Source organism: Mycobacterium sp. E3251, from assembly GCF_001666835.1.
GTDB lineage: Bacteria > Actinomycetota > Actinomycetes > Mycobacteriales > Mycobacteriaceae > Mycobacterium.
Genome location: NZ_LZJF01000119.1, coordinates 1 through 14,064, shown reverse-complemented (window position 1 = coordinate 14,064; position 14,064 = coordinate 1). Strand labels below are relative to the sequence as shown.

At 69.6% G+C, this 14,064-nt stretch carries 9 protein-coding genes, 1 pseudogene and 1 riboswitch; of the genes and pseudogenes, 5 read left to right on the top strand and 5 right to left on the bottom strand.

Annotation, left to right across the window (positions count from 1 at the left end; genetic code table 11):
- Positions 1-113: 113 nt before the first annotated feature.
- From A5697_RS14010 to A5697_RS13995, 4 genes are all read left to right on the top strand, one after another.
- Positions 114-536: a hypothetical protein gene (locus A5697_RS14010; RefSeq protein ID WP_156673299.1), complete on the top strand. Its 423-nt coding sequence runs from the start codon at positions 114-116 to the stop codon at positions 534-536.
- A 115-nt stretch (positions 537-651) separates the two neighbouring features.
- Positions 652-1,374: an SHOCT domain-containing protein gene (locus tag A5697_RS14005; protein WP_068010994.1), complete on the top strand. Its 723-nt coding sequence runs from the start codon at positions 652-654 to the stop codon at positions 1,372-1,374.
- A gap of 256 nt (positions 1,375-1,630) precedes the next feature.
- A complete protein-coding gene (locus A5697_RS14000; RefSeq protein ID WP_082953389.1) occupies positions 1,631-4,264 on the top strand; it encodes an AAA family ATPase in 2,634 nt (877 codons plus the stop codon).
- 228 nt (positions 4,265-4,492) lie between these two features.
- Positions 4,493-4,759 carry a hypothetical protein gene (locus A5697_RS13995; RefSeq protein WP_067951411.1) on the top strand — a complete coding sequence of 89 codons (267 nt, stop codon included), beginning with the start codon at positions 4,493-4,495 and terminating at the stop codon, positions 4,757-4,759.
- A 6-nt stretch (positions 4,760-4,765) separates the two neighbouring features.
- Here A5697_RS13995 and ileS read toward each other — a convergent pair whose 3' ends face one another.
- From ileS to A5697_RS13970, 5 genes and pseudogenes are all read right to left on the bottom strand, one after another.
- A complete protein-coding gene (gene ileS, locus A5697_RS13990) occupies positions 4,766-7,891 on the bottom strand; it encodes an isoleucine--tRNA ligase (RefSeq protein ID WP_068010993.1) in 3,126 nt (1,041 codons plus the stop codon).
- A 315-nt stretch (positions 7,892-8,206) separates the two neighbouring features.
- Positions 8,207-8,458, bottom strand: coding sequence for an Rv1535 family protein (locus A5697_RS13985; protein ID WP_068010991.1), 252 nt, complete (start codon positions 8,456-8,458; stop codon positions 8,207-8,209).
- Positions 8,459-8,747: 289 nt separating this feature from the next.
- A riboswitch (M-box (ykoK) riboswitch) is annotated at positions 8,748-8,917 on the bottom strand.
- Between the two features lie 292 nt (positions 8,918-9,209).
- Positions 9,210-10,334 carry a nitronate monooxygenase family protein gene (locus A5697_RS13980; protein ID WP_067944619.1) on the bottom strand — a complete coding sequence of 375 codons (1,125 nt, stop codon included), beginning with the start codon at positions 10,332-10,334 and terminating at the stop codon, positions 9,210-9,212.
- A 32-nt stretch (positions 10,335-10,366) separates the two neighbouring features.
- Positions 10,367-10,948 carry a carboxymuconolactone decarboxylase family protein gene (locus A5697_RS13975; protein ID WP_068010989.1) on the bottom strand — a complete coding sequence of 194 codons (582 nt, stop codon included), beginning with the start codon at positions 10,946-10,948 and terminating at the stop codon, positions 10,367-10,369.
- An 86-nt stretch (positions 10,949-11,034) separates the two neighbouring features.
- A pseudogene (locus A5697_RS13970) lies at positions 11,035-13,833 on the bottom strand (amino acid adenylation domain-containing protein); the annotation flags it as partial.
- On the opposite strand from A5697_RS13970, the gene A5697_RS28775 reads away from it, so the two are divergent.
- A partial coding sequence (locus A5697_RS28775; RefSeq protein WP_156673298.1) for an AMP-binding protein occupies positions 13,817-14,064 on the top strand: 248 nt, incomplete at its 3' end. The pseudogene A5697_RS13970 and the gene A5697_RS28775 sit on opposite strands and share 17 nt — an antisense overlap.

The window sequence follows — 14,064 nt, the reverse complement described above, 5'->3', positions numbered from 1 at the left end:
CTTCGCGTCAGGCCGAATATGCGGCGAATACCTCATGCGCCGAGGCGGTGCGCTGGCGCACAGTAGTTGGCGAGCGCTCGGGAATGGGACGCGAAAGGACTGCCGTGTCATTGTTGAGAACCCTGAAGGCGGCGCGGGCCGAGGCACGGCGCGCCAGAGACACCGAGTTCGCCCGCCTGGTCGCATTGCCGCCGACGGAGGAGCTGGCCGCGCAACTCATGGCCGCATTCGGACCCGACGGGCCTAAGCGCGGCAAACCGCTGACCCAGTACGACTTCATCAAATGGGTGCTGCGCCGGGCGGAGTTCACCTCCCGCGGCCAGCGAGCCATGAGCTTCAAGAAGCTGGTCGCGCCCGTGCGCGAGGCCCTGCAGGTGTTGGAGCACAGCGAACTGGTCTACCTGAGCGTCGGGGGCGAGGGAAAGCCCGACAACTGGCATCCCACCAATCGGGGAATGGTAGCGCTGGACGAAGGGTATGACGCTGTCGCGCAATGCATCTCAGCCCGACGGTTTCGGCAAGACGAGACCCGGTGAGACGGGGGGCCGGCGCCACCGAGGCCGAATTGTTGGGATCGGGAGCGCGGCCGGGACGGTTCGCTGGCATACCGATGCAGAACATCGCCTGAGGGCACCCGCGAAAGGAACGACCATGAAGTTCAGGGCCCGCGCGCAGCACGACCCGGCGCTCAACCAGCAGGCCGCCGCCGTGGCGGCGGAAATCCTGCGTCAACCGGTTGAGGCGGCCACGCGATGCGAGCAGACGTCGACCAAAGCCATGCAGATGTATCCGTCGGCCGGGGGCGAGGTGAATTGGCGAAGCGTGCCTAACGGCACCGGCCTACCGAAGAGTTTCATCCTGGCCGTCACCGCGTCTGGCGTCTACGCGCTCGAAGACAAGCAGCACCGCGGAGTCCTGGTGGCCGGCAACGTGCTCAAGGCGTGGGATCGCTCGGGCTTTCGGGCCCAGGCCGGCAACGACGTGTCGGCCAGGGCGCGCGGGCTGCCCGACGACCGGCAGATCATCACGCTGTGGCTGCCGATCGACGGCGACAGCGGCCGGGTGGCGCAGCAGATCGCCGCGCAGCGGGCGGCTTCCGGCCAGCGCATCCCGGGCCTGCCGCATGCCTTCGTCATCGCCAAGGACGAGGCGGGCCAACGCATCGTCGACGCGCTGGGCGCGGCGCCGGCGCCGCAAGGAGCCGGGCCGAACATCGTCATCGGCGGCCGGCGGCTCGAAGACATCGTCGCGGGCGCCGCGCCGCAACGCCCGGCCGCCGAGCGCCTGCGGGAGCTCGAGGAGCTGCGTGCGGCCGGGGCGATCACCGATGCCGATTACACCCGCAAGCGGGCCGAGATCATCGCGGCGATCTGAGTCGCGAGGGCCGGTGGGCGCGGCCCGGGGGCGCCGGCCGACCGCGGCACGTCGCGCACCGTTGCGCGGCGCGCGGGGTCAACCCCGGCTAAGCTCTAGCGCATTCGCGCTGATGACGGTTTGCTGACGACCGCAGTGGGTGTGCCCGATCCGCGGTTGGCCCCGGCGGTCTTCCCTCTGAAGCGCGGGCCTGGACGTTTGCCCGCGGCGCCTTCGCGCAGGCCGCGGGTAGCTGCACCGGAGGGGACGGCGGGCTTTGGGATCGGATGAGCTGATCGAGCGCGACGCGGTGCTCAGGGAGCTGGCAGGGCTCAGACGCGCGGCGGCCGGCGGCAGCGGACGCGTGGTCTTGCTGCGCGGCGAGGCGGGCGCGGGTAAGACCTCCGTCATCGCGCGGTTCGTCGCCAGGCTGGGCGACTCGGCGGCGGTGTTGGAGGGCTGGTGCGATCCGTTGAGCGCGCCGCGCCCGCTGGGCCCGTTACTGGACATGTTGGCCGGCACGGCATATGCGCCGGCGGAGGCGATGCGCGCCGCCGTCGACACGGGCGACACCGAATCGGTGTATGCGCGGTTGCTCGCGCTCTTCGCCTGCGGCGGCCCGTGGGTGTGCGTGATCGAAGACGCCCACTGGGCCGACGGCGCCACGCTTGACCTGCTGCGCTTCCTGTCCCGCCGGATCGCGGCGCTGCCCGTGCTGTTGCTTGTTTCCTATCGCCACGACGAGATCGGCGAAGACCATCCCCTGGCCGTGCTGCTGGGCGACCTGGCGACGTCGAAGGCGGTGAGCCGGATATCGCTGGCCCCGCTGAGCGCGGCCGGGGTGGCCCAGCTGGCCGCGGGCACCGGCATCAACGCCGCCGCACTGCACCGGCTCACCGGTGGAAACCCGTTCTACGTGACCGAGGTGCTGGCCGCCGGCTCGGACGTCTTCGCCGTCGATGCGTTGCCGCGCACCGTGTTCGAAGCGGTGTGGGGCAGGCTTGCGCGAATCTCCGACGCCGGGCGCGAAACGGCCCACGCCGCCGCGGTGTGCGGCGCCCGTCCCCGGATTGCGCTCGTGCAGAAGGTGTGCCCCGCCGCGGCCGCCGGGCTTGCCGAGTGCGTCAGCGCCGGCATTCTCGTCGCCGACAGCGACACCGTGGGCTTTCGTCACGAGCTGGCGCGCCGCGCCGTGCTCGACATCATTCCCGACTATCAGCGCCGCGAGTTGCACGAGCGCGTGCTCACCTCGTTGTCCGATCACCCCCCGACCCCGGAAATGCTGGGAGCGTTGGCGTTTCACGCTGACCAGGCGGGGGTGGCGGGCGCGGTCATCACCTATGGTCCAGCAGCCGCCCGTCGAGCGTTGGCTTTGGGAGCTCACCGTGAAGCGGCCGACCTGTATGCGATGGCATTGCGTTACGCCGAAACCGTCGCCGACGCGGAGAAAGTCGTGTGGCTCGAGCAACACGCCATCGCCAGCTACTACACGGGCGTCACCGACGCTGCCGCGCAATCGTTTCGCGAGGCGATCGCGCTGCGGCGCGCCATGGGCGACGCCCTGGCCGAAGGGGACGACCTGCAGTGGCTGTCCTTCATGCTGTGGCCGCTGGGACGCCGGACGGAAGCGATCGAGGCCGGGCGCGATTCGCTGCGGCTGCTCGAAACCGTAGGTCCCTGTTCACAACTGGCGTGGTCGCTGGTGAACATGGCTCAGCTTGCCGCCGTCTGCTACGAGGCGGGAGGTGAAGACTATGCGTCCCGGGCCATCGCGTTGGGCACCCAGCTGTCAGATCCCGCGGCGGTGGTCAGGGCCCGGATATTCCAGGCGCTGGCCGGCGTGGTCCGCGCCGAGGGGGGATGGGAGGAGCTCGAGGCGGTATGGCGGGAGAGCATGGCGACCGACGGGATGGCCGAAAACGCCGGCCTCGCCGGGGCGCTGCTGTCCTGGACCGCCGCGCTGCACCACGACCTCGAGCGCGCCGACGCCTACACCCCGGAATCCGCGGAGTTCTGCGCGGACCACGATATCCACGTCTATCACCCGTTTCCGGTCGGAGCGGCCGCGCTTGTCCGGATGCACCGCGGCGACTGGGACGACGCCCTGGCCTGCGCCGAGGACCTGTTGAGCTGGCCGGCGCTGAACTCCACCGCGCGAATCCTCCCGCTGATCACCGTCGCGTTGATCCGCGCGCGACGGGGCGAGCAATCGGTTGCGGACCTGCTCGACGACGCGCTGGGCGACCCCGACCCGCGGGACCTCTTCCGTCTTGGTGCCGTGTGGGCGGCCCACGCCGAAGCGGCGTGGCTGTCCGGTGACGACGATGCGGCGCGCGTGCACGCCGAGACCGGTCTCGCCGCGGCCGCGGCCGGCCGGCCGGATCCTTGGCTGGTGGGTCGCCTGCGCCGGTGGGCCCTGTTGTCCGGTGGCCGGGTCGACGGCGCCCCGGGAGGCGACAGCCATACGCCCTACGACCTTGAAACCAGCGGGGATTGGCGGGTCGCCGCTGCCGAATGGGCCCGGCGCGGCTGCCCGTACGACGCGGCCGTCGCGCAATTGGGCGGAGACATCGCCGCCGTCGAGGACGCGCGCGATGCGTTTCGCCGGTTGGGGGCGCGCGCCGCGGCGCGCCGCGCCGCGCAGCGACTTGCGGCCCTGACCGGGCGTGTCCCTGACAGCCGCCGGAAGAAGACGATCGCCGACCCGGACGGCCTCACCGAGCGCGAGCGGGAGGTGCTCGAATTGCTCGCCGACGGCCACAGCGACGCCGACATCGCCGCCGTCCTCTTCATAAGTCCGAAGACCGCCAACCGCCACGTCGGTTCGATCCTCGCCAAGCTCGGCGTCCGCAACCGCACCCAAGCCGCCGCGGCTTACGCCAAGTCACGGGCCTCGATCACGACGCCCTGAACCGGCACCGGTGCGGGCCCAAAAATGGGGTGAACACCTCATGCGCCGCGACCGTCCGGTTGAGCACACTGGGCAGATGACCGATCGAAGGCCCCGGCTCTCCCCGTTTGACCTGCCGGGAATCACTCTCCCGGCTCGGATTTGGGTTGGGATCGGTAGCCGATCCGACGGTTAACCGTCTGAGTCGCCCGGAAATCGGGCCCCGCGAACGAACGAAAGGAAGAGTCCATGACCAGCACCCTCAAGCGCGCCATCGTGATAGCACTGTTGTCGAGCAGCGCCGCGGCGTCAGGCCTTGGCCTGGCCACGGGCACTGCCGCGGCCGATGCGTTCGGCAATCACCAATGGTGCCCCGGCCAGAGCCTGCCGCGCTCCGATGTGCCGATCAATTGGGACATGGGCGTCTGCCATGACTACCACTACGTGGGAGCCTGGACGGTCGTCGAGGGCATCCGGCCCAACCCGTGCCCCCCGATCGCCTTCATGTGCCCCTGACGGCCGCTAGACCTTGGCGATGCTCACCCGGACGCCGTCGCCGATGTCCGCGCCGTCGGCCGGGTCGCCGAATTCGAAGCTGGTGGCCAGGATCTCACCGGCGATCAGGTCGCGGTGCGTGCGCGCCCAGTCCGCCCGCTCGCCCGGCACCGACATCACCACGGAAATCCGGTCGGACACGTCCAGGCCCGTCGACTTGCGCAGCTCCTGCAGCTCGCGGATGCGGTCCTTGGCCCAACCCTCGGCCTCCAGCTCCGGGGTGACGGTGCCGTCCAGCACCACCAGCCCCACCCCGTCGGGCAGCGCCGCGGTGAACTCGGGGTCGGCGGCGACCAGCCGCGAGCTGTACTCCTCGGGTTGCAGCACCGCGGGCCCCGCGCTCAGCGTGCCGTCGGGGTTGACGACGCCCTCCCCCGCCTTCACCGCCTTGATGGCGGCCTGCACGTCCTTGCCCAGCCGCGGACCGGCCACCCGGGCATTGACGGTGAGCTCGAACCGCCCGTAGGTGTCGATGGCGTCGGTCAGCTCGACGCTCTTGACGTTGAGCTCGTCGGCGATCAGGTCGGTGAACGGCGCCAGCCGCTGCGGATCATTCACCGCAACAGTCAATTTCGGCAGCGGCAGGCGCACTCGCAGCTTCTTGGCCTTGCGCAGGGACGACGCCGCCGAGCACACTTCGCGGACCTGGTCCATCGCGGCGACCAGGTCGGGGTCCGCGGGCACCACCCCTTCTTCCGGCCAGTCGGTCAGGTGCACCGAGCGGCCGCCGCTGAGGCCACGCCAGATGATCTCGGTGACCGACGGAAGGAGCGGGGCGGCCAGCCTGGCCGTCACCTCGAGCACGGTGTGCAGGGTATCGATGGCGTCCGCGTCTTCCTCCCAGAACCGCGAACGCGACCGGCGCACATACCAATTCGTCAACGCTTCGGTGAACTGGCGCAGCTGCTCGCAGGCCCGGGAGATGTCGCAGGTGTCCATTTCCCGGGTGAGGTTGTCGCGCAGTTCGGCGAGCTTGGCCAGGATGTAGCGGTCCAGCACCTGCCGCGAGTCGGTGCGCCAGGTGCCGACTTTGGGCGCGTAGAGGGCCAGGAAGCTGTAGGCGTTCCACAGCGGCAGCAGGACCTGGCGCACACCCTCGCGGATGCCCTGCTCGGTGACGATCAGGTTGCCGCCGCGCAGGATCGGCGAGGCCATCAGGAACCACCGCATGGCGTCGGAGCCGTCGCGGTCGAACACCTCGGACACGTCCGGGTAGTTGCGCAGCGACTTGCTCATCTTCTGCCCGTCGGAGCCCAGCACAATGCCATGCGCGACACAGGTTTTGAATGATGGCCGGTCGAAGAGCGCGGTGGCCAGCACGTGCAGCGTGTAGAACCAGCCGCGGGTCTGGCCGATGTATTCGACGATGAAGTCGCCCGGGTAGTGGGTGTCGAACCAGTCGCGGTTCTCGAACGGGTAGTGCACCTGGGCGTACGGCATGGAGCCCGAGTCGAACCACACGTCGAGCACGTCGGGGATGCGCCGCATGGTGCTGCGGCCGGTCGGGTCGTCGGGATTGGGGCGAGTCAGCTCGTCGACGTAGGGCCGGTGCAGGTTGGTGGGCCGCACCCCGAAGTCGCGCTCCAGCTCGTCCAGGCTGCCGTATACATCGATGCGCGGGTAGGCCGGGTCGTCGGATTTCCACACCGGAATGGGACTGCCCCAGTAGCGGTTTCGGGAGATCGACCAGTCGCGGGCGCCCTGCAGCCACTTGCCGAACTGGCCGTCCTTGACGTGTTCGGGGTACCAGGTGATCTGCTGGTTGAGCTCGACCATGCGGTCGCGGAATGCGGTGACCGCGACGAACCACGACGACACCGCCCGGTAGATCAGCGGGTTGCGGCAGCGCCAGCAGTGCGGGTAGGGGTGCTCGTAGGTCTCGTGCCGCAGCAGCAGCGCGCCGTTCGCCGCGGCCGGGCCGGTGCCGTTCTTCAGGTCGCGGATGATGTGCGGGTTGGCGTCAAAGACGTGCTGGCCCTGGTAATCCGGGACCGTCGCGTCGAAGCGGCCCTTGGAATCGACCGGGGTGACGGCCACGATGCCGACCTTGTCGGTGGTGGCCATGTCGTCCTCGCCGTAGGCCGGCGCCATGTGCACGATGCCGGTGCCGTCCTCGGTGGTGACGAACTCGCCGGGCAGCACCTGAAAAGCCTTGGGGCTGTCCATGAAATACGGGAACGGCGGCAGGTAGCGGGTGCCGAGCAGGTCGGCCCCGAGGGAGGTGCTCAGGATCTCGGGTTCCTCACCGAGCTCGCGGGCGTAGGCGGCCAGCCGAGGCTGCGCCAGCACGAAGCGGTGGTCGCCGGCCCGGACCTCGACGTAGGTGACCTCCGGGTTGACCGCGACCGCCAGGTTGGACGGCAGCGTCCACGGCGTCGTCGTCCACACCAGCAGGTGCGCGCCGTCCAGCGCACCGCCCACCACCTTGAAACCCACGGTGAGCGCCGGGTCCTGGCGGCTCTGGTAGACGTCGTCGTCCATGCGCAATTCGTGGTTGGACAACGGGGTTTCGTCGCGCCAGCAGTACGGCAGCACCCGGTAGCCCTCGTAGGCCAGGCCCTTGTCCCACAGCTGCTTGAACGCCCAGATCACCGACTCCATGTAGGACAGGTCGAGCGTCTTGTAATCGTTGTCGAAGTCGACCCAGCGGGCCTGGCGGGTCACGTAGGCCCGCCACTCGTCGGTGTAGCGCAACACCGATTCCCGGCACGCGTCGTTGAACGCGGCGATCCCCATGTCGTCGATCTGCGATTTGTCGCTGATGCCGAGCTGGCGCTCGACCTCGAGCTCGGCGGGCAGCCCGTGGGTGTCCCAGCCGAAACGGCGCTCCACCTTGTAGCCGCGCATGGTGCGGTACCGCGGGACGATGTCCTTCACGTAGCCGGTGAGCAGGTGCCCATAGTGCGGCAGCCCGTTGGCGAACGGCGGGCCGTCGTAGAAGACGTATTCTTCGGCGCCCTCGCGGCGGGCGATGCTGGCCCGGAAGGTGTCGTCGCGGGCCCAGTAGTCGAGGACCTCGAGTTCGAGGGCCGGGAAGTCGGGTGCGCCGCTCGCCAGTTTGGGATAGGCCCTGGCTTCAGCGTTTTCTGTCAAAGCGTCGTCTCCTGCGTGCCTATGGTGAGGCCGGGGACGACGACGCGCTGCCTGCGCGAGCGCCGCGGTACCACCCCGCTTGCCACGCTCTCGCGTGGCCGCTCGTTGGAGGCTGTGACGGGCCCACCCGTTCGGTTCTACTGAGCTGGCCAGAGAAAGAAGCCGGCTGTTCTTCCGAAGGCTCCCCGGTGATGCCGGATCAACGCCAGTGGGTCGATTCTACTCAGGCGGAGCACCCCAAGGGGCTACCTGGCCTCAGGAAAGACCTGCGGCCGGGTAGCCCCTTGGAGCCTCGGTTGGTCGCTGTTCATCGGATCAGGCCTGCACCTCGAGCACACCGACGCGCCACAGCGCCGCGTAGAAGTGCCGCAAGGGGACGCTCAACAGGCGGGTGGCGCCCTCCACCAGCGGGTCGCCGGCGAGGATGGGCTGCTTGATCGCCTTGCTGGGGGTCTTCTTAGGAGCCTTCTTCGGGGCCGGGGCCCGGGTCGTCTCGACGTCGCGCACCACCGTCAGCGCGCGGGCGGGCGCTTGGGTCACCACTTCGTCGTACAGAGCTGCGGTCATGGTCGCCTCCTGGAGGGGATTTCTAACGGGGACTAACTGGACTGACGTGTCCCGTCCCGTCGCGGTTCCGATCCCAGAACGCTTGGCCGATAAGCCACTTAGCGTTGCGACGCTCAGCTGAGAACGTCGTGCCGGAGACCGGATCGGGACGAGACGGAGTTCGGACTTCGGTCCGGACTGTCACTGGAACTCATGTGTCCCTCACCTCCTCGCGGTCACGAAAGCGTGCGGTTATCCGCACGCGATTTGCGCGCAGCATGAGGAGCGAAAACCCGACGACCGTCGGAGATCCGCACCCCTCTCGTCAGAGCTTCGGCACCACACGACGTGTCCGGTATTCCGGAAGCCACCTGGGCTCAACCCTTAAGCCGGGAGGAGCTGTCCTGACCCGGGGCGTCTTTCGACGTTCGGGGTCAGTGGCCTGTATTCGTGTAGACGCCTCACCTAACGAGGTGCATACCCGACCGATAATGCACGACGGGTCCGACCGGGTCAAACTCCTCGGTGTCACGTTTCGCGATCTTTACGGATTTTGGCGGCGCGCCCACAGGATTCGGCCAGGTTCGAGCCTCTGAACTGCGGATATGTCGCGGCGAGTCGGCCCCGATTGTTCATCTCTTGTTTGCCCAGGCCCGCCGCAGCGGCCGTCCATGTGCGTCCACGGCGGAGGTCGTCGGCGTGTCGCCGCCGTGAGCGCACACCGAAAGCCGTGGGCGCACACCCGAAACGGCGCTTGCGGCCAAAAGCCCCGTCAGTTCTCGACGAGGCCCTCGAGCCGGCCAATGGTGTCGATGAACTCCTCGACCATGTCGAGGACCACGGTTCGCGTAGGGCGAACCCGGTCGAGCGAGCCGACGACCTGGCCGACGAAGTAGGTGGCCAGCTCGCGCGCCTTGGCCCCGGGGTGCGCGGCCGCGGAGTTGATGCGCACCTGCGGTTCGGTGACCAGCGCGGTCTGCAATGGCATGCCGAGCGGGTCGGGCTTTTCCGGGCGTTCCCATTCGTCGGTCCAGGCCGTGCGCAGCATCCGCGCCGGCTTGCCCGTCATCGACCGCGAGCGCACCGTGTCCGAGGACGTGGCGGCCAGGAACTTGTCCTTGACCACCGGTGGTGTCTCGGCTTCCTCGGTGGTCAGCCACACCGACCCGCACCACACGCCCTCGGCGCCGAGGGCCAGCGCCGCCGCGATCTGGCGGCCACGGGCGATGCCGCCGGCGGCGAGGACGGGGACCGGCGACACGGCGTCGACGACCTCGGGAACCAGCACCATGGTGGCGACCTCGCCGGTGTGCCCCCCGGCCTCGGTGCCCTGCGCGACGATCAGGTCAACCCCCGCGGCGGCGTGCCGTTGCGCGTGGCGCGTGGTGCCGGCCAGCGCGGCCACCAGCACGTCGCGGTCGTGGGCGCGTTCGACGAGGTCCGCAGGCGGCGGCCCGAGCGCGCTGGCGATCAGCCGGATGTCGTGGGCGAACGCCACGTCCAGCAACGGCTCGTAACCCTTGGGCGAGATATTGAGGCCGCCGGCGGTGGCCCGCGCCTCCTGGGCCGGCGCGGTGATGCCGTAGCGGGCGAGGATGTCGTCGACGAACGCGCGGTGCTCCTCGGGCAGCAGCGCCCGCGCCTGTTTGGCGTCGATGCCGCCCTCGTCCGCGCCGACGTACTTGGGCGGCAACAGCAGGTCCACCCCGAAGGGCTTGCCCCCGGTCTGCTCCTCGATCCAGGTCAGTTCGTTCTCGAGCCGGTGGGGGCTGTGGGCCACCGCGCCGAGGATGCCGAACCCGCCCGCATTGGTCACCGCGGCGACCACATCGCGGCAGTGGCTGAAGGCGCAGATGGGGAACTCGACGCCGAGCATTTCGGCGACTCTGGTACGCATTGCCCGACGCTAAAGAGCTATCGATCGATATGTCAATCGATCACGGCGTCCGCGGGCGACCGGCCGTCCGGGGGCCAGCTCGCCACGCCCTCCTCGAGCGGGACCTGCAGGCTGTGCAGGAGCGACGCGACCATCCGCCAGGCGCCGATCGTGGTGACGAGTTCGATGAGAACCGTTGTGTCGCCTTGTAATTCACGTTTGCAGGCCGCCCAGCTGGCGGCACTCACCGCGCCGTCGCGGACCACGTCGTCGGTGGCGGCCAGCACCGCGCGCTCGGTGGGGCCGAACCCCTCGTGCGCCTGCCAGTCGCGCACGCCGAGCAGGTCGCCGGGGGCGACGCCCAACCTCGAGGCGACGCGCCAGTGCTGGGTCCATTCGTAATCGCATCCGGTCAGCCAGCCGATCCGCATGATCACCAACTCGCGCAACCGCGGGTCCAGCGCGCCGTGCCAGAGCATGGTGGCGAGCAGATCGTTGATGGCGCGCGCCAGCGGCGGGTGGTTGAGCAGCACCTGGAAGATGCTCAGTTCGGCCATGTAGTTCGGCACGGCCGCTTCGTCGGCGGCGGCCGTGGCCTCGTCGAGCGGCAACTTGGGCACGCGGGCTGTTGTCATAGTGAGCACTTGAGTGTACCGAACACGGGGCGCGGTGCGATCTCCCGCACGAAAACCATTGGCGCTACGGTCTTTACGGGCAGCGCTCAGAGCAGCCCGAGCAATTTCAGGTCGGTGACGTACTTGACGATCACCGGCGCCGACACGCGCGGGATGTCCGGATCGTCGCTGTGCGGGCCGATCTTGGCTTCCCGCACCGCGGCGCGGAAACGGTCGGTCGACGCGAGCGACCCGCGACCCGGTTCGCCGGGCTCGACCTGCCGGGTGCCGGGCGACTGCAGCAGTGGGAGCACCGAGTGTTGGCGCTGCCGCTCGGGCAAGTCGTGCAGCGCGGCCTCGAACCGCCGCACCCACTCCCCGAAGTCGTCGATCCGTTCGATCGGATGGCCGGCCTCGATCAGCCAGTCCACGTACTGATCGATGCCGATGCCGTCGTCGTGCGGGTTCATCACGTGATAGGTCTCGAACCCGGCGACCACCTTCACGCCCAGCGTGGTGATCGCTTCGGCGGCGAATTCGACGGGCAGCGCGTCGAAGTGCGCGCGCGGCGGGTTGCCGTCGGCGTCGAGGCGGTAGAACGAGCGCGGCGCGACTCCGGTCGCGGCGATGCTCAGCACCATCCGGGTGAACATGTCCGACAGGTTCAGCTGGCCCGCGTAACTGGTGCCGGCGAGCAGCATGTCGCAGCGGAACACCGCGACCGGCAGCGCGCACAGGTCGTTGGCCTCCCGCAGCAACACCTCGCCGGCCCACTTGCTGTTGGCGTAGCCGTTGGAGTAGCTGCCGTCGATGATTCGGGTGGGGCTGATGACCCGGATGTCGGCGTCCTCGGTGAACGACGCCCGATCCACCCCGTCACCGACGTTTGCGGTCGAAACATAGTTGTAGGGCTTGAGTTTGGTGGTCAGCGCCAGCCGGATGAGCTCGGCGGTGCCGGCCACGTTGGGGCCGAACAGCTCGCTGTAGGGCAGCACGCCGTTGACCAGTGCGGCGCAGTCGACGATCAGGTCGACGGCGTCGGCCAGCCGCTGCCACGTCTGCTGGTCCAGGCCGAGACGCGGCGCGCCCTTGTCGCCGGCGATGACCTCGAGATGGTCGGCGGCCAGCTCGTGGAAGTAGCTCAGCAGTCGGGGGTCGCCGCTGTCGAACGTCTCCTCCAGCCGCTGCCGCGCCTGCGCGTCGGAGCCGGCGCGCACCAGGCAGATCAGCTTGCCGTCCGCCAGCTCCAGCTGTTCGAGCCACTGCAGCGCCAGGTACCGACCCAAAAAGCCGGTGGCGCCGGTCAACAGGACCGTCCGCACCTGGACACTGGGGCCGGGTAGCGCCGGCGCGGCGCCGAGCGTCGTGGCGTCGATGAACTTGTCCAGCGTCAAGTCGCCGGCGTACACCTCGGTGGCGTCGCGGCCGTGCACGGCCGCGAAGCTGGCCGCGGTGTTGTCCCCGGCCGCGAAATCGTGCCGGTCCAACTGCTGACCCAGGCTGCGCACCGAGGGCGCGTCGAAGACTGTTCGCACCGGCACGTGAATGCCCAGGGCGGCGTGGATCGCGGCCACCAGGCGCATCGCCGACAGCGAATCCCCGCCCAGGTCGAAGAACGACTCCTCGACGCCGACCCGCCCCACCCCGAGGACCTGTGCGTAGATGTCGGCCAGCGTCTCCTCGACCGGCGTAGCCGGCGGGCGGTAGCGGTCACCGTCGCCGTAATCCGGCGCCGGCAACGCCCGGGTGTCGAGCTTGCCGTTGACCGTTAGCGGCAGCCCGTCCAGCTTCACCACGGCGGCCGGGACCATGTACGCGGGTAGCCGATCGGCCAGCGCCGCCCGCAGTCCGGCCGGGTCGGCGGTCCCGGTGAAGTACCCCACCAGCCGCTTGTCCCCGGGACGGTCCTCGCGGGCGATCACCGCCACCTGTCCGGCCCCCTCCAGCCCGGCCAGGGTCGTGCGGACCTCGCCGAGTTCGACGCGATGCCCGCGGATCTTGACCTGTTCGTCGGCGCGGCCCAGATACTGCAGTTGCCCGTCCGCGCCCCAGCACACCAAGTCCCCGGTGCGATACATCCGAGTCCCGGGCGCCCCGAAGGGGCATGCCACAAACCGCGAGGCGGTCAGACCGGCTCGGCGCAGATAGCCGTACGTCAGCCCCGCTCCGGCCACGTACAGCTCCCCGATGACCCCGGTCGGCGCCGGCCGCAACCAATCGTCCAGCACGAACAGCGCGGCCCCCGGCACCGGCGAACCGATCGGCGGTGGGCCCGATTCCGGTGCCAGCGGCGCACTGATCGTCACGCACATCGTGGACTCGGTCGGCCCGTAGAGATTCAGCATGGTCCGTCCCGGCGCCCACCGCTCCACCACCTCTTCCGGGCAGGCCTCACCGGCCACCACCAAGGCGGCCGAGTCCAGCCCCTCCGGCGCGAGCATCCCCGCCTCCGACGGCGTCTGGGTGAGCACGCTGACCTGTTCGGCCGCGAGCAGGGCGTGCAACTCCTTCGGGGAGCGGGCCGTCGCGTCGGGCACCACCAGCACCCGCCCGCCGTGCAGCAGCGCGCCGAAGATCTCCCAAACCGACACGTCGAAAACCAAAGAATGGCTCTGCGACCACACGCCCGCCGTGGGCAGGGGCGCGTCGAGGGGGCCGAACAGTTGCGTGACATTGCGATGGGTGACCGCGACCCCCTTGGGAGTCCCGGTGGTGCCGGACGTGTAGATGACGTACGCGATGTCGTCGGCCGTCGGCGCCGGCACCGCGCCCTCGGGCCGGGCACCCGCGGCGGCATCGTCGACATCGAGAACCGCAAGTCCGCAGCCGTCCAGCCGCGACCGGAGGCCGGCCGTCGTCAGCACGGCGATCGGCGCGGCGTCGGCGAGAATGAACTCGATCCGCGCCGCAAACCGGTTGGCGCGCTCGCTGGTCGGCCTCGGGGCCGGCCGGGGTGAATGCGTCGGGCTGCTCATGGACCGCTCGGCCGAGGCGATCGTGGCGATGTTGGCGGTCCTCAAGACCGGGGCGGCGTACCTGCCGCTCGATCCGGGGCTGCCCGCGGCGCGGATCGAGTTCATTCTCGCCGACGCCGCGCCGATCGCCGTGCTGACGACGGCCGGCCTCCGGTCGCGGCT